Annotated in this window: 12 protein-coding genes; 8 read left to right on the top strand and 4 right to left on the bottom strand. The window is 72.4% G+C overall.

Features of this window, described 5'->3' with window-relative positions:
* The first annotated feature begins 90 nt into the window (after positions 1 to 90).
* The 5 genes from EDD39_RS41320 to EDD39_RS25285 all read left to right on the top strand — a co-directional run bounded on the left by EDD39_RS41320 (position 91) and on the right by EDD39_RS25285 (position 2,966).
* Positions 91 to 603, top strand: a complete 513-nt coding sequence (locus EDD39_RS41320) for an ISAs1 family transposase (RefSeq protein WP_244257030.1) — start codon at positions 91 to 93, stop codon at positions 601 to 603.
* Between the two features lie 115 nt (positions 604 to 718).
* The gene (locus tag EDD39_RS39785) at positions 719 to 862 is read left to right on the top strand and encodes a hypothetical protein (RefSeq protein WP_162870126.1); all 144 of its coding nucleotides are present in this window, start codon (positions 719 to 721) and stop codon (positions 860 to 862) included.
* A 478-nt stretch (positions 863 to 1,340) separates the two neighbouring features.
* Entirely contained in the window at positions 1,341 to 1,973 is a 633-nt protein-coding gene (locus EDD39_RS25275; protein ID WP_123559591.1) for an AAA family ATPase, read from the top strand.
* A gap of 65 nt (positions 1,974 to 2,038) precedes the next feature.
* On the top strand, positions 2,039 to 2,356 hold the full coding sequence (locus tag EDD39_RS40380) for a hypothetical protein (RefSeq protein ID WP_208765579.1): 318 nt from the start codon (positions 2,039 to 2,041) through the stop codon (positions 2,354 to 2,356).
* Between the two features lie 109 nt (positions 2,357 to 2,465).
* Positions 2,466 to 2,966 (top strand): peptidylprolyl isomerase, encoded by a 501-nt coding sequence (locus tag EDD39_RS25285; protein ID WP_123559593.1) that lies wholly within the window; start codon positions 2,466 to 2,468, stop codon positions 2,964 to 2,966.
* A gap of 64 nt (positions 2,967 to 3,030) precedes the next feature.
* On the opposite strand, the gene EDD39_RS25290 is transcribed toward EDD39_RS25285, so the two are convergent.
* The 4 genes from EDD39_RS25290 to EDD39_RS25305 all read right to left on the bottom strand — a co-directional run bounded on the left by EDD39_RS25290 (position 3,031) and on the right by EDD39_RS25305 (position 9,100).
* Positions 3,031 to 5,502, bottom strand: a complete 2,472-nt coding sequence (locus EDD39_RS25290; RefSeq protein WP_123559595.1) for a glycoside hydrolase family 3 C-terminal domain-containing protein — start codon at positions 5,500 to 5,502, stop codon at positions 3,031 to 3,033.
* A gap of 320 nt (positions 5,503 to 5,822) precedes the next feature.
* The gene (locus EDD39_RS25295) at positions 5,823 to 6,671 is read right to left on the bottom strand and encodes a carbohydrate ABC transporter permease (protein WP_123559597.1); all 849 of its coding nucleotides are present in this window, start codon (positions 6,669 to 6,671) and stop codon (positions 5,823 to 5,825) included.
* Positions 6,668 to 7,660 carry a carbohydrate ABC transporter permease gene (locus tag EDD39_RS25300; RefSeq protein WP_123559599.1) on the bottom strand — a complete coding sequence of 331 codons (993 nt, stop codon included), beginning with the start codon at positions 7,658 to 7,660 and terminating at the stop codon, positions 6,668 to 6,670. Before EDD39_RS25300 ends, EDD39_RS25295 begins: the two co-directional genes overlap by 4 nt.
* Before the next feature lie 129 nt (positions 7,661 to 7,789).
* Positions 7,790 to 9,100, bottom strand: a complete 1,311-nt coding sequence (locus tag EDD39_RS25305) for an ABC transporter substrate-binding protein (RefSeq protein WP_123559601.1) — start codon at positions 9,098 to 9,100, stop codon at positions 7,790 to 7,792.
* 304 nt (positions 9,101 to 9,404) lie between these two features.
* Between EDD39_RS25305 and EDD39_RS42225 the strand changes: the two genes are divergently transcribed.
* The 3 genes from EDD39_RS42225 to EDD39_RS25320 all read left to right on the top strand — a co-directional run bounded on the left by EDD39_RS42225 (position 9,405) and on the right by EDD39_RS25320 (position 15,112).
* Positions 9,405 to 12,899: a discoidin domain-containing protein gene (locus tag EDD39_RS42225; protein WP_123559603.1), complete on the top strand. Its 3,495-nt coding sequence runs from the start codon at positions 9,405 to 9,407 to the stop codon at positions 12,897 to 12,899.
* A 152-nt stretch (positions 12,900 to 13,051) separates the two neighbouring features.
* On the top strand, positions 13,052 to 14,443 hold the full coding sequence (locus EDD39_RS25315; protein ID WP_123559605.1) for a DUF1996 domain-containing protein: 1,392 nt from the start codon (positions 13,052 to 13,054) through the stop codon (positions 14,441 to 14,443).
* 102 nt (positions 14,444 to 14,545) lie between these two features.
* Positions 14,546 to 15,112 (top strand): hypothetical protein, encoded by a 567-nt coding sequence (locus EDD39_RS25320; protein ID WP_123559607.1) that lies wholly within the window; start codon positions 14,546 to 14,548, stop codon positions 15,110 to 15,112.
* The last annotated feature ends 31 nt before the right edge of the window (positions 15,113 to 15,143 follow it).

Raw genomic sequence — 15,143 nt, forward strand, 5'->3', positions numbered from 1 at the left:
TGGCCGCGGTGGAGCACGCTACCGGACTGGTACTGGCCCCAGCTCGACGTCGGCGAGAAGACCGGGGAGTCAAGGCGCTTCCAGGCGCTCGTGGACACCATCGCCGGCCTCGCCGGAACCGTGGTCACCAGCGACGCACTTCACACCCAACGCGAACACGCCGTATACCTCCTGGGGCGACGCGCCCACTACATTGCCATCGTCAAGGGCAACCAGAAGAAGCTGCGCAGGCAGCTGAAGTCCCTTCCCTGGAAGGACATCCCGCTCCAGGGCGGGACCCGTGACACTGGCCACGGCCGCGCCGAGATCCGCCGGATCAAGGTCGCCACGGTCAACAACCTGCGCTTTCCCGGCGCCCAGCAGGCCGTGCAGATCAAGCGGCACAGGACCGACCGAAAAACCGGCAAGACCACCATCACCACCGTCTACGCCGTCACCAGCCTGATGTCCGAGCAGGCCACGCCCGCCCAGCTCGGGCAACTGATCCGCGACCACTGGAAGATCGGGGCCCTGCGGCTCAATGGAGTGAAGAACATCGCGGCCGGCCTTCGCCGCAACGCACGCGACACCCATCGACCCCTCGCGCTCCTCGGTCTCTCGTGATCACGAAACGGGCGTCAGTCGACTTCGCCGAAGCCCTGGCCCCGAATCCGGCGGCTCCGTCACCGAACGGAGCGCCACCGAGGGACAGGCGGCATTCGCCAGCTTCGGCAAGTTCTTGGCCTGCGACTTCGAACTGAGCGTCTTCCGCATCCACGGCGAATACGTCCTGTGCACCATGGACGATCCGGACAGCTACTGCACCGACCGTGAACTCCTGCACAAGGCTCCCGAACCCAACGCCCCCGCCGCCATGCCGTGACCGGCGGAGCCGGGCGGTGCGTTCCACAACAGAACGCCCCTGCATCGACCTCTGCGACTTGGACTTTCGCGGAACTCCGGTCAGAGCCGAGAACGTACCCGACATGTGCTTGTTCGCGTAGCGCAGCCAGCGGGCCCCGGAGTGGAGACCGAGCAGGGCCTGTGCCGCCGTCAGGCGGACGGGTTCAGAGTCGCTGAGCGGCGGCGGCCTGCCCAGGCGCCGCGTTCCTCCGCTCCCGCCGTCGATCTTCACGTACAGTGCGGGCAAGAGGGCACTTCAGGTCGGTCGTCACAAACTGATCTTGGACACCCTCGACCCTTTGGCGGCCCGGAACTTCGGATCCACTTGCCCAGGGCCCCCCAGCAGCCCCCGCCCACGGCGGAGGTGCTGCCACCGTCCCCGACGACCTCCCGTCCACCCGCGTCGAGGCGGCTCCGACCCCGCTGCCGCCACCGGCCGGGCGGGTACGGTGGGGTCCATGCTGATCTGGATCAACGGGCCGTTCGGCGGTGGGAAGACCCAGACCGCCCACCACCTGGTCCGGCGACTGCCCGGCGCCGTGGTCTGCGACCCCGAACACCTCGGCTTCGGCCTGCGCCGGATGCTCCCGCCCGCGCTGCGCGCCGACTTCCAGGACCTGCCCGCGTGGCGCCGCGGCACCGTGGAGATCCTCGACCTCGCCGTCCGCGAACACCCCGGCCCGGTGATCGTCCCGATGACCGTCACCCACTCCGGCCACTTCGCCGAGACCGTCGGCCGCCTGCGCGAACTCGGCCACGACGTACGCCACTTCACCCTGCTCGCCGAACGCGCCACCGTCCTGCGCCGCCTCGCCGAACGCGACCCCGTCCACCGCCTGCGCCGCCTCGCCGGCCTGGGCGGCCCGCCCCGGCGCGAGAGCTTCGCCGTCGCCCGCCTCGACGACTGCCTCACCCGCCTCGCCGCCCCCGCCTTCGCCACCCACCTCGCCACCGACCACCTGACCGTCCGCCAGACCGCCGACCACCTCGCCACCCTCGCCGGCCTCCACCTCCGCCCCGACACCGACACCCCCCTCCGGGCGAGCCTGCGCCGCACCGCGGTCAAGATCCGCCACATCCGCTTCGACTGAACCGCGCCCTCCGGCCGGGAACAGGCCGATGACCGAGGGCGGCGGGGGAGAGGTACGCTGCCGCGATGGACGCCTCACCCGACGAATCGCACTGCGGCCTCTGCGGGCGGCCGCCAGGCGCCCCGCACGGACAGCACGGACAGCACGGCGACGAACCGGCGGCCGGTGTCGCCGAGCTGAGGACCTACGTGGTGGTGGAACTGCGCGGGGCCCTGGCCCTCTACCAGGCCGCCGACGACCCCTCGCGGACCCGCCGCACCGCTGCCGACACCCTGGCCCGGAACCTGGGCGTCGCCCCGGCGGCCCTGCCCGGCTGCCGCTACACCTGCTGGGAGGAGCCCGCGGAGCACGGCGTCATCCAGAGCGGCTTCGAACCGGCCTGACCCGCCCCGGACGGCGGGGCGGGGTGGCGGAGGGTCGGGCGGGGATGAGGCTGCGACAATGGGTGGTGACGATCTTCGTACCGATGAGCAGACAGACAGTGAGGTTGCCTTGTCCAAGGTCAAGCTGAGCACCAACCACGGCGACATCGTGGTCCGGCTGGACGCCGAGAAGGCCCCGGCGACGGTCGAGAACTTCCTGCAGTACGTGCGGGACGGTTTCTACAACGGGACGGTGTTCCACCGGGTCATCGACGGCTTCATGGTGCAGGGCGGCGGCATGGAGCCGGGCCTGCGCCGCAAGGAGACCCGGGCGCCGATCCAGAACGAGGCCGACAACGGGCTGAAGAACACCCGGTACACGGTGGCGATGGCCCGGACCTCGGACCCGCACTCGGCCACCGCGCAGTTCTTCGTCAACGTCGCGGACAACGCCTTCCTCGACCACACCGCGAAGAGCGGCCCGGGCTGGGGCTACGCGGTGTTCGGCGAGGTCGTCGAGGGCCGGGAGGTGGTGGACGAGATCAAGTCGGTGCCCACCGCCTCCAAGGGCGGGCACGCGGACGTCCCGAAGGAGGACGTGGTGCTGGTCTCCGCCGAGGTCGTGGAGTAGCGGAGGCGGACAGCGCACTGCCCCGCCCCCGGGGGAGCGGGGACGGGGCAGGGTACGCGGGGCGTCAGACGTCCACGGACAGGGCGGCCGCCAGCGGGAGTTCGCCGCAGTGCGGGCCGGCGTGCAGGACGAAGGTGCCCGGTTCGGTCTCCCAGCCGGGGCGGTCGGGGGACCAGTGGGCCAGGGCCCGGGCGGGCAGGCGGAGGTCGACGCCGACCTGTTCGCCCGGGCCGGCCTCGGCGGTGGCGAAGGCGGCCAGCCAGCGCACCGGCCGGTCCACGGCGGAGCCGGGGCGGGAGAGGTACAGCTGCACGGTCTCCCGGGAGCGGCGCGGGCCGTCGTTGCGCAGGGTGACCCGCACGGTGCGGGAGCCGTCCGGGGCCGGGGCCGAGGGGGCGCCGAGGGCCAGGTAGTGCCAGTCGCCCCAGCCCAGGCCGTGGCCGAACCAGTAGGCGGGGGTGCGGCCGGTGCGCAGCCAGCCGCGGTGGCCCAGGTGCAGTCCCTCCGCGTAGGCGAGCCGGCCGCCGGTCGGGGCGGTGGCGTAGACGGGGCAGTCGGCGGCGGTGTCCGGCCAGGTGGTGGGGAGGCGGCCGCCCGGTTCGGCGTGGCCGAGCAGCACCTCGGCCAGGGCGTCGCCGCCCTCCTGGCCCGGGAACCAGCAGGTCAGTACCGCGCCGACCTGTTCGCGCCAGGGCAGCAGGACCGGGCTGCCGGTGTTCACCACCACCACGGTGCGCGGGTTGGCGGCCGCCACCGCCGCCACCAACTCGTCCTGGCGTCCGGGTAGTTGAAGTGAGGTGCGGTCGAAGCCCTCGCTCTCGTGCTCGTCGGTGGTGCCGACCACCACCACCGCCACGTCCGCCGCCGCGGCCAGCTCCACCGCGTGCGCGAACTCCCGTTCCAGCTCCGCCTCCGGCGGGTCCGCGGCCAGCACCAGCACCCGCCCGTGCGCGGACTCCACCGTCCGCCGGGCCAGCAGCGCCACCTCCCGCCCCGCCGCCAGCTCCAGCTCCACCTGCCGGAACGAGGGCGACACGTGCAGGTACGTCGGGTCGTCCGAGAGCGGGGCGACGTACTCCTCCAGCAGCACCGCGCCGTCCGCCTCCAGCCGCAGCGCGCCCAGGCCCACCACCCCCAGGCGCCAGCGGCCGGAGCTCGGCGCGGTGAACCGGGCCGCCACCTCGACGGTGCGCACCGGCGCCAGGTCGACCTCCGCGGCCGGCTCCAACACCCGCCCCGTGGAGCGGTGTTCGGCGTGCACCAGGGAGCCGTCCGCGGCCAGGTAGCGCACCAGCACGCCCGGGGCCGAACCGTCCGGCAGCGTGCAGTCGGCCGCCGCCAGCGGTGTCGGCCGCAGGCCGGTGCGCACCCCCGGCGCGTGCACCACCTCGACGGACGGGCCGAGCGCGGCCCGCAGGCCCGCCAGCGGGGAGACCGGCGCGGCCGGGAACACCGAGGCGCTGCCGCCGCCCTGCACCCGGGCGGTCGCCGCGTTCGGGCCCAGCACCGCGACCCGGCGCAGCGCCGGACCGTCCAGCGGCAGCAGCCGGTCCGGGTTGTGCAGCAGCACGGTGCCCGCCACCGCGGCCGCCCGCAGCGCGCCCCGGGTCGCCGCGTCCACCGGCACCGGCGCCGGGCCGCCCGGCGGCGGCGGGTCGAACGCGCCGACCCGGCCCGCGAGCCGCAGCAGCCGCGCCACCTTGTCGTCCAGCACCGCCGCCGGCACCCGCCCCGCGCGCACCGCCGCCGCCAGCGCCGGACCCCACGCCGGGTTCGGCCCCGGCATCGCCAGGTCGCAGCCCCCCGCGCCCGGCCCGTCCGCCGCGTGCACCGCCCCCCAGTCGGAGACCACCAGCCCGTCGAAGCCCCACTCGCCCTTCAACGGCTCGACCAGCAACGGGTGTTCGACCATCGGCGTCCCGTTGACCCGGTTGTACGCCGACATCACCGCCCACACCCCGGCCCGCACCGCCGCCTCGAACGGCGCCAGGTACACCTCGCGCAGCGTCCGCTCGTCCACCCGGGCGTCCACCGTCAGCCGCTCGGTCTCCGAGTCGTTCGCCACGTAGTGCTTGGCCGTCGCCGCGACGCCCAGCGACTGCACGCCCGCGACGTACGCCGCCCCGATCCGGGCGGTCAGCAGCGGGTCCTCCGAGAAGCACTCGAAGTTGCGCCCCCCGAGCGGCGACCGGTGCAGGTTCAACGTCGGCGCCAGCACCACGTGCACCCCCTTGCGCCGCGCCTCCGATGCCAGCAATACGCCCATCCGGCGCACCAGTTGCTCGTCCCAGGACGCCGCCAGCGCGGTCGCGCACGGCAGCAGCAGCGCCGTGTCCGCCTCGTCCCACCGCTCCCCGCGCACCCCCACCGGCCCGTCCGAGCAGACGATCGGACGCATCCCGAGCGCGGGCTCCCCGCTGGTCCGGAAGGTGTCCCCGCCGGAGACCAGCCGGGCCTTCCGCTCCAGGTCGAGCTCCCGGTGGTCGGGTCCGGTGGCGGGGGCGGCGAGTTGGGACGGCACGGAGAGCTGGGTCATCGAGGTCCTTAGATCGACAGATCGACCTTCCCGGCTTCGGCCGAGGAGGGTGAGGAGAGCCCCGCGGAGCGGGGCCGGGCAGGTGGGGCGGAGCTACCCCGACGGCCGGGTCGGCGACGGGTTCCGGCGCGGGTGCCGTGGCGACCGCCCACGTGGGGCGGGCCTGCGCCTGCGCCTGCGGCGGGGCCCACGGCCGGGACGTGAACGCGGCGCGCAGCGTCCCGGCCGCCGGACCGGCCGTTGCGGCCGGCCGTTGCGCCCGGCGGAGGCAGCCGGCGGTTGCGGCCGGCGGAGGCAGCCGGTGGAGGCGGCGCAGGACCTCAGCCTTTCGTGGCTCCTTGCATGATGCCGTCGATGATCTGGCGGCCCATCAGGAGGAAGGCGACGAGGACGGGCGCGCTGGCGACCAGGGCGCCGGTGAGGACGAGGGAGTAGTCCTTGATGTAGCCGCTGGCCAGTTCGGAGAGGGTGAGCTGGACGGTGGGGTTCTGCTGGGTCATGACGACCTTGGGCCAGTAGAAGTCGTTCCAGGCGGCCATGAAGGTGAGCATGCCGAGGACGCTCATCGCGGGGCGGGCGGCGGGCAGCACGACGTGCCAGACCAGGCCGCGGGTGGTGCAGCCGTCCATCCGGCCGGCGTCGAGGAGTTCGTCGGGGACGGCGCCGATCAGGTACTGGCGCATGAAGAACAGGCCGAAGGCGTTGGCGGCGGCCGGGACGATCAGGGCCTGGAGGTGGTCGGCCCAGTGGAACCAGTTCGCCATCATGATGTAGAGCGGGATGATGCCGAGCTGGGTGGGGACCATCATGGTGGCGACCACCGAGGCCAGCAGCGGGCTGCGGCCGGGGAAGCGGAGCTTGGCGAAGGCGAAGCCGCCGAGGGTGCTGGTGAGGACCACGCTGGCGGTGACGGTGGTGGCCACGACCAGCGAGTTGAGCATGGCCAGCCGCAGGTCGGTCTGGGCGAACACCTGGGTGACGTTGTGCCAGAGCCGGCCGCCGGGCAGCAGCACCGGGGGCATCCGGTGGATCTCGGTGTTGGTGCGGGAGGCCGCGACCAGCGTCCAGTACAGCGGGAAGAGCGAGAGCAGCACGGCGACGCCGAGGACGGCGTACACGCCGCGTCCGGCGGTCAGCTGGCGGGTGGTACGGGAACGCCTGCCGGTCATTCGACACCTCGCATCCGGCGCGCGGCCAGGAAGTTGACGGCGGCGACCAGCACGATCAGCAGGAACATCGCCCAGGAGATCGCCGCGCCGTAGCCGTACTTGAAGCGGCCCCAGAACTGGTTGTACGAGTACAGCGCCAGGGTCTGGAACTGGTGCTGGGAGCCGCCGGTGGTCGGGTCCTGCTGCTGGCTGAACAGCATCGGCTCGCCGAACAGCTGGAGCGCGCCGATGGTGGAGACGATGACGGTGAACAGGATGGTCGGCCGCAGCATCGGGATCGTGATGGAGCGGAACTGCCGCCAGCGGCTGGCCCCGTCCAGCGCGGCCGCCTCGTACAGCTCGAACGGGACGGTCTGCATCGCGGCCAGGTAGAGCAGCGCGTTGTAGCCCGTCCAGCGCCAGGTGACGATCGCGGCGATGGCCGTCCAGGAGGAGAGGGTGCCGGCCTGCCAGTCGACGTGGTCCACGCCGAACAGCGAGAGGAACCAGTTGACCAGGCCGAAGTCGCGGCCGAACAGCTGGACGAAGATCAGCGTGACGGCGGCCACCGAGGTGACGTTCGGCAGCAGGACGCCCAGGCGCAGCAGGGTGCGGCCGCGCATCCGGTAGTTGAGCAGGTGGGCCAGGCCGAGGGCGAGCAGCAGCTGCGGGACGGTGGCCAGCACGCCGATGCCCAGGGTGTTCTTGACGGCGTTCCAGAAGAACGGGTCGTCCAGCAGCTTGCGGTAGTTCTCGAACCCGACCCAGTCGCCCGCGCTGCCCGGCCGGTCGGCGCGCCAGCCGGTGAACGAGACGTAGCCGGTGTACAGCATCGGGAACAGGCCGAAGACGCCGAAGACCAGGAAGAACGGCGAGAGGTACAGGTAGGGCGAGAGGGTGCGGTCGAGCCGGTGCCGGCGGTGGCCGGCGGGGCGGTGGCCGGCGGGGCGGCGGCCGGCGGGGCGGGCGGGGGCGCGGGCGCCGCGGGCGGCGGCGGTGGGTGCGGCCAAGGGGAGCTCCCAGGGGCGGGGACGGGGCAGGCGGGGGCCGGAGCAGGAAGGGGCCCGGGGCAGGGGGGTGGCGCGGTGCCGGTGCGGCGTCAGGTCCGCACCGGCACCGCGGGTTCGGGGGAGCGGACCTCAGTTGACGATGTTGTCGACGTCCTTGAGGGCCTGCTTCCAGGCGCCGTCCGGGTCGGCCTTGCCCTGCTCGATCGAGGTCAGCGCGTTGCCGATGGCGGTGCCGATCTCGGCGCCGTGCGCGCCGAGCGGCTGCGGGCTCAGGTCGCGGGCCGACTGGGAGAAGATCTTTCCGGTGGGCGCGTCGTTGAACAGCGGGTCGGTGTGCTCGGCGATGTCGGGCTGGGTCCACAGCTCCTGGTCGGAGGGGAAGTAGCCCTTCTCCTTGAACAGCCGGGCCTCCTGCGCGGGGGCGGTGAGCCACTTGGCGAGTTCGGCGGCGGCCTTGGTGTGCTTGCCGGACTTCGGGACGCTCAGGTAGGAGCCGCCCCAGTTGCCGCCGCCGCCGGGGATCCGGGCGATGTCCCACTTGCCGCCGTCGGCGGGCGGGTTGGCCTTGAACTCGTAGCTCATCCAGGCCGGGCAGGCCACCGTGGCGAACTGGCTCTTCTGGAAGCCGGTGTCCCAGGCGGGGGTGAACGCCTGGATGCCCGCCGACTCGCCGTCCTTGATGGCGCCGGCCACCAGGTCGAAGGACTGCTTGACGGCCGGGTTGGAGGTGACCACGACCTTGCCGTCGGCGTCGTAGACGCCCTGCGGGGCCTGGGCCAGGATCGAGGTGAACAGGTTGCCGCCGCTGTCGAACCAGCGGACGTCCTTGTTCGGGCTGGCGGAGAGGAACTGCTTGCCGGCGGCCAGGTAGGACGGCCAGTCCTTCATCAGCGCGGCGACCTGCTCGCGGTCGGTGGGCAGGCCGGCCGCCTTGAACAGGTCGCTGCGGTAGCACAGGGCCATGCCGCCCATGTCGGTGCCCAGGCCGAACAGCACCTTGCCGTCCGGGCTGGAGGCGGGCGCGGTCTTGGACGGCACCCACTGGTCCTTGCTGACGCCGTTGTCCAGGAAGTTGACGAACTTCCCGGCCTCCGGCTGGAAGCCCGCGACCTGCCCGATCTCGATCGCCTCGATGTCGGCGGTGCCGGAGCCGGCCAGCAGGTGGGCGTGCAGGTTCTGGTGGTGCGCGCCCATGTCGGCGCGGTTCTCCTTGATGGTGATGTTCGGGTGCGCCTGCTCGTACTCCTTGTACAGGTCCGCGTAGCCGAAGTCGGAGAACAGGTTCACCGTGAGGGTGATCTTGGCGTTCGGGTCCTCGTCCGCGGACGAGCTGCCGCCGCTGCTGGAGCAGGAGGTCACGGCGGTCAGGGCCAGCACCAGCAGGGCCGAGGTGGCGAGCAGGCGGCCTCTCGGACCGGTGCGGGGCAGGGAAACGGGCATGGATCGGCTCCTCGCGGGGGATGGCGTGATGAGACCCCCGGAGACCGCTGGTTGGGAGAGCGCTCTCCCGGGTGGCATCCGGAGCTTGGCCGCTCCACCCGCCCTCCGTCAAGGGGGTGGGATGCAGAAGATGAAGGTCTTACCTGGGATTTGGCGAAGCTTCGCCAACGAACCAGCTGTCGCTACCCTTGACACGGATGAAACAACGGGGCAACCATCACTGGCGTAGTGAGAGAGCGCTCTCCCTGATCCGGGCACCGGCCCTCGACGGTGCCGCCCCCACCCCACCCGATCGGGAGCCCCGATGCCCGCCCCGCCCCTGCACACCCCCCGGCCGCCGCGGCCGACCCCCGCGGCACCCCCCGCCGCACCCCCCGTCCGCACCCTGGCCGCGGCCCTCGCCGCCGCCCTGGTCGCCGCCCTGGTCCTGCTGCTGCCCGCCACCCGGGCCCAGGCCGCCCCCGTCCTGCTCTCCCAGGGCAGGACCGCCACCGCCTCCAGCACCGAGAACTACGGCACCCCCGCCTCCAACGCCGTCGACGGCGACACCGGAACCCGCTGGTCCTCGGCGGCCTCCGACCCGCAGTGGCTGCAGGTCGACCTCGGCGCCCCCGCCGCGCTCAGCTCCGTCACCCTGAAGTGGGAGGCGGCGTACGCGAAGGGCTACCAGATCCAGCTGTCCACCGACGGCACCACCTGGACCACCGCGTACACCACTGCCAACGGCGCCGGCGGCACCGAGACCGTCCCGGTCACCGGCACCGCCCGCTACGTGCGGATGAACGGCACCGCCCGGGCCACCGGCTACGGCTACTCGCTCTGGGAGTTCCAGGTCTACGGCGCCGACACCGCCCAGCCCTGCGGCACCGCGAACGCCGCCCAGGGCAGGACCGCCACCGCCTCCAGCACCGAGAACTACGGCACCCCCGCGTCCAACGCCGTCGACGGCGACGCGAACACCCGCTGGTCCTCGGCGGCCTCCGACCCGCAGTGGCTGCAGGTCGACCTCGGCTCCGCGCAGAGCGTCTGCGGCACCTCGGTCACCTGGGAGAACGCGTACGCCAAGGCGTACCGGATCCAGCTGTCCACCGACGGCACCACCTGGAACGACGCCTGGAGCACCGCCAACGGCGCCGGCGGCACCGAGAAGCAGGACTTCACCGGCACCGCCCGCTACGTCCGGCTGTACGGCACCGCCCGGGCCACCGGCTACGGGTACTCGCTCTGGGAGTTCAAGGTCTTCACCGGCGGCGGCAGCAGCTCCGGCCCGAGCGGCAGCCCCAGCCCCAGCCCCACCCCGAGCGGCAGCCCCACCGGCACCACCCCGCCCGGCAACTGGAACACCATCTTCAGCGACAACTTCGCCGGCGGCTCCGGCAGCGCCCCCTCCGGCACCAACTGGACGGTGCGCACCGGTACTTCGGAGCCCGGCGGCGCCGCCAACTGGGGCACCGGCGAGATCCAGAACGACACCGCCAACCCCGCCAACGTCGCCATCGACGGCAACGGCCACCTCAACCTGACCGCCGTCCGCGACGGCGCCGGGAACTGGACCTCCGGCCGGGTGGAGAGCAAGCGCGGCGACTTCGCCGCCCCCGCCGGCGGGCAGCTGCTGATCTCCGCGCAGATCAAGCAGCCCGGCGTCGCCGACGGCACCGGCTACTGGCCGTCCTTCCGCGCCATCGGCGCCAACGACCGCAGCGGCGGCTGGCCGAGCACCGGCGAGACCGACATCCTCGAGGACGTCAACGGCCGCAGCCAGACCTCCGCGACCCTGCACTGCGGCACCGCCCCCGGCGGCAACTGCAACGAGTACAACGGCATGACCAGCGGACTCGCCTCCTGCCCCGGCTGCCAGAGCGACTACCACACCTACAGCCAGGTCATCGACCGCACCGTCAGCGACGAGCAGATCCGCTGGTACCTCGACGGCCGCCAGATCTGGCAGGTCAACGAGTCCCAGGTCGGCACCACCGACTGGAAGAACGCCGTCGACCACGGCTTCAAGCTGGTGTTCAACCTCGCCATCGGCGGCTCCTTCCCCGACAGCGTCTGCGGCTGCACCACGCCCAGCGCCACCACCACCTCCGGCGGCGCGCTGTCCATCGGCACCGTCACCGTCGCCACCACCACCGGCACCGCCCCCGCGGCGCTCGCCGACCCGCCCGTCCCCACCGGCAAGAACACCGTCAAGGTGACCGGCGGCCAGGGCAGTTGGAGCCTGAGCGTCAACGGCCAGCCCTATCAGCTCAAGGGCGTCACCTGGGGCCCGGCCCAGTCCACCGCCGACGCGCACATGCGCGACCTCAAGGCGCTGGGCGTCAACACCGTCCGCACCTGGGGCACCGACGCCAGCAGCAAGCCGCTGCTGGACGCCGCCGCCGCGTACGGCATCAAGGTGGTCAACGGCTTCTGGCTCAACCAGGGCGCCGACTACGTCAACGACACCGCCTACAAGAACAGCACCCTCGACTCCGTCAAGCAGTGGGTGACCACCTACAAGGACCACCCCGGCACCCTGATGTGGGACGTCGGCAACGAGGTCATCCTCACCACCCAGGACCACGCCTACAACGGCGCCACGGTGGAGCAGGAGCGCGTCGCCTACGCCCAGTTCGTCGAGCAGGTCACCCAGGCCATCCACGCCATCGACCCCGACCACCCGGTCACCTCCACCGACGCCTACACCGGCGCCTGGCCGTACTACAAGCAGTACGCCCCCAGCCTCGACCTGCTGGCCGTCAACTCCTACGGCGCGGTCTGCAACGTCAAGCAGGACTGGATCAACGGCGGCTACAACAAGCCGTACATCGTCACCGAGACCGGCGACGCCGGCGAGTGGGAGGTCCCGAACGACGCCAACGGCGTCGCGACCCAGCCCACCGACACCCAGAAGCGCGACGGCTACACCAGCGCCTGGAACTGCATCTCCGGCCACACCGGCGTCGCGCTCGGCGCCACCATCTTCAACTACGGCACCGAGAACGACTTCGGCGGCACCTGGTTCAACCTGATCCCCGGCGGCTGGAAGCAGCCCGCGTACTACTCCGTCGCCAAGTCCTACGGCGGCAGCGCCAAGGACGGCAACACCCCGCCGGTGATGCCGAACGTCACCCTCAGCAAGACCTCCGACGTCCCGGCCGGCGGCACCTTCACCGTCAACTCGCCCGCCACCGACCCCGACGGCGACCTGGTCCGCTACCAGCTGTACTACAGCTCCAAGTACGTGGACGGCGGCACCGGCTTCAGCCAGGTCCGCTTCACCCAGACCGGCGACGGCCAGTTCACCGTCACCGCGCCCAAGACCCTGGGCGTCTGGAAGGTCTACGTCTACGCCTACGACGGCCACGGCAACGTCGGCATCGAGTCCAAGTCCTTCCGCACCGTCGCCCCCACCCCCAGCGGCACCAACGTCGCCAAGGGCAGGCCGACCACCGCCTCGACCTACCAGGCCGTCGGCAACGGGGCCCCCTACCCGCCGTCCAACACCACCGACGGCAACTGGTCCACCCGGTGGGCCAGCGAGTGGGCCGACCCGCAGTGGCTCCAGGTCGACCTGGGCCAGAGCACCTCGTTCAAGCACGTGCAGCTCGGCTGGGAGTCCGCGTACGGCAAGGCGTACCAGATCCAGACCTCCAACGACGGCACCAACTGGACGACCGTCTACACCCAGGCCAACGGCACCGGCGGCATCGACGACATCGACGTCAACGGCAGCGGTCGCTACGTCCGGGTCAACATGACCCAGCGCGGCACCGCCTACGGCTACTCGATGTACGAGTTCGGCGTCTACGCCTGACCCGCCGTCAGTGAACCGGGGGCGTCCGGCCCGTGCCACCGGACCGGACGCCCCGCCCCTCACAGACCCCCGGTGCCGCGCGGCTGGGAGCGCCGCGCGGCACCGGGTCCCCCACCCACCCTTCCTCTTCCGGAGGTCCGATGAAACACCGCATGTCGCGCGGCGCGCCCCACCGCACCGCGCTCGCCGGTGCCGCCGCCGCGATCCTCGCGGCCGGCGCCCTCACCGGCGGCGTCCTCACCCAGTCGGCCGCCGCGGCGTCCGACCCGCTGATCAGCCAGTCCAGGCCGGTCACCGCCTCGTCCGTGGAGAGCGCCAACTTCCCCGCCGCGGCCGTCGCCGACAACAACCTCGCCACCCGCTGGGCCAGCGCCTGGACCGACTCCCAGTGGATCCAGATCGACCTGGGCGGCACGGCGAGCATCAGCCACGTCGAGCTGGACTGGGAGGCCGCGTACGCCAGCGGCTACCAGGTGCAGACCAGCAACGACGCCACCAACTGGAACACCCTCTACACCACCACCAACGCCACCGGCGGCACCCAGCAGCTCGACGTCAACGGCAGCGGCCGGTACGTCCGGCTGAACCTCACCAAGCGCGGCACCCAGTACGGGTTCTCGCTGGAGGAGTTCAAGGTCTACGGGCAGGTCCCCACGTCCGGCGGCGGCTCCGGCTACGTCCTGGCCAACCCCCAGGTCACCGGCACCACCCCGGCCACCGGGAACCCGCCGCACGCCTACTTCCACGAGTTCCAGGCCAACTGCACCGCCACCCACGACCTGCCCGACGACCCGATCGTCTTCCCGGGCCAGCCCGGCGCCTCCCACATGCACACCTTCATGGGCGCCCTCAACACCAACGCCAACTCCACGCTGGAGTCGTTGCAGGCCAGCACCACCAGCTGCCTCGCCCCCGGCGACAAGTCCGGCTACTGGATGCCCACCATGTACGACGGCACCACCCCCGTCGACCCGGTCGGCCTCCAGACCATCTACTACAAGAGCGGCATCAACGACTACACCGCCGTCCGCCCGTTCCCGGCCGGCCTGCGGTTCGTCGTCGCCAGCCCCACCGACAGCGCCACCGACTTCGCCACCCACCCCGGGTACGTGGCCGGCTGGGAGTGCGGCACCAGCTACCGCACCTCCGACCTGCCCACCAGCTGCCCCGGCGGCGGCCAGATCGGCGTCCGCTTCCAGGCCCCCAGCTGCTGGAACGGCCTGTACCTGGACACCCCCGACCACAAGAGCCACATGGCCTACCCGATCGACGGCGTCTGCCCGGCCGACCACCCGGTCGCGCTGCCGATGATCGAGTTCAAGGTGGCCTTCCCGGCCAACCTGGACCACCTCGCCCAGCTCCACCTCTCCAGCGGACGGGGCTTCTCCTTCCACTACGACTTCTTCAACGCCTGGGACGCTCCGACCCTGGCCGCGATGGTCAACCACTGCATCGTCGGTGGCCTGCAGTGCGACCCCCGGGGCTACGACCAGAACCAGCCCGGGAAGGGCGCGGCGCTCAACGAGCAGTACCTTCTGCCGTAAGCCCTGAGCCGTAGCACCACCGCGGAACACCGGCCCCGCCGCCACGGACCCCCACGTCCGGCGGCGGGGCCGGCCCGCGCCCCACCCCACGGAGGACCACCGATGAGGCTTCGCCGCACCGCCGCGCTGCTCCTGCTGCCCCTGCTCGTCACCGTCGGCTGCGGGTCCGCCGCGACCCCCGCCGCCGCGCCCCCGCCCGCGAGCCCGTCCGCCGCGGCGCCCTCGTCCGGCGCGCCCGACCGGCCCTCCGACGCCACCTCGATGATCTGCAACCCGTACTTCCGGCAGGAACTCGCCGGCGCGCTCGGCACCGACACCACCCAGCCGCTCGCCCCCACCTGGGAGAAGCGCGTCTACAGCTGCGAGTACCACTACCCGGACGGCAGCATGACGCTCTCCGTCAAGGAACTCCCCGACGCCGCCACCGCCCTCGCCCAGTACGACGGGCTGCGCGGCAGCGCCGGAGCCGTCACCGACCTGAACGGCCTCGGCGAGGCCGCCTACAAGCGCGCCGACGGCACCACCGTGGTCCGCAAGGACGCCTTCGTGCTCACCGTCGACGTCGCCAAGCTGCCCGAGACCTTCGGCACCCCGCCGCGCAGCCGCGCCGACGTCGCCGTGATGACCGCCACCACCGTCATGATCTGCTGGAAGGAGCACAGTTCGTGACCGGACGCGGCCGCCCGCTGCCGCTCGGCCG

Source organism: Kitasatospora cineracea, from assembly GCF_003751605.1.
In the GTDB taxonomy this organism is placed as follows: Bacteria; Actinomycetota; Actinomycetes; order Streptomycetales; family Streptomycetaceae; genus Kitasatospora; species Kitasatospora cineracea.

What these genes read in the sequence shown, in the direction of transcription:
- EDD39_RS25295 (WP_123559597.1), bottom strand. Translation starts at nt 6,671, where the DNA reads ATGACCGGCAGGCGTTCCCGTACCACCCGCCAGCTGACCGCCGGACGC.
- EDD39_RS40380 (WP_208765579.1), top strand. Translation starts at nt 2,039, where the DNA reads ATGGACGCCTCACCCGACGAATCGCACTGCGGCCTCTGCGGGCGGCCG.
- EDD39_RS25275 (WP_123559591.1), top strand. Translation starts at nt 1,341, where the DNA reads ATGCTGATCTGGATCAACGGGCCGTTCGGCGGTGGGAAGACCCAGACC.
- EDD39_RS25315 (WP_123559605.1), top strand. Translation starts at nt 13,052, where the DNA reads ATGTCGCGCGGCGCGCCCCACCGCACCGCGCTCGCCGGTGCCGCCGCC.
- EDD39_RS42225 (WP_123559603.1), top strand. Translation starts at nt 9,405, where the DNA reads ATGCCCGCCCCGCCCCTGCACACCCCCCGGCCGCCGCGGCCGACCCCC.
- EDD39_RS25320 (WP_123559607.1), top strand. Translation starts at nt 14,546, where the DNA reads ATGAGGCTTCGCCGCACCGCCGCGCTGCTCCTGCTGCCCCTGCTCGTC.
- EDD39_RS25290 (WP_123559595.1), bottom strand. Translation starts at nt 5,502, where the DNA reads ATGACCCAGCTCTCCGTGCCGTCCCAACTCGCCGCCCCCGCCACCGGA.
- EDD39_RS25305 (WP_123559601.1), bottom strand. Translation starts at nt 9,100, where the DNA reads ATGCCCGTTTCCCTGCCCCGCACCGGTCCGAGAGGCCGCCTGCTCGCC.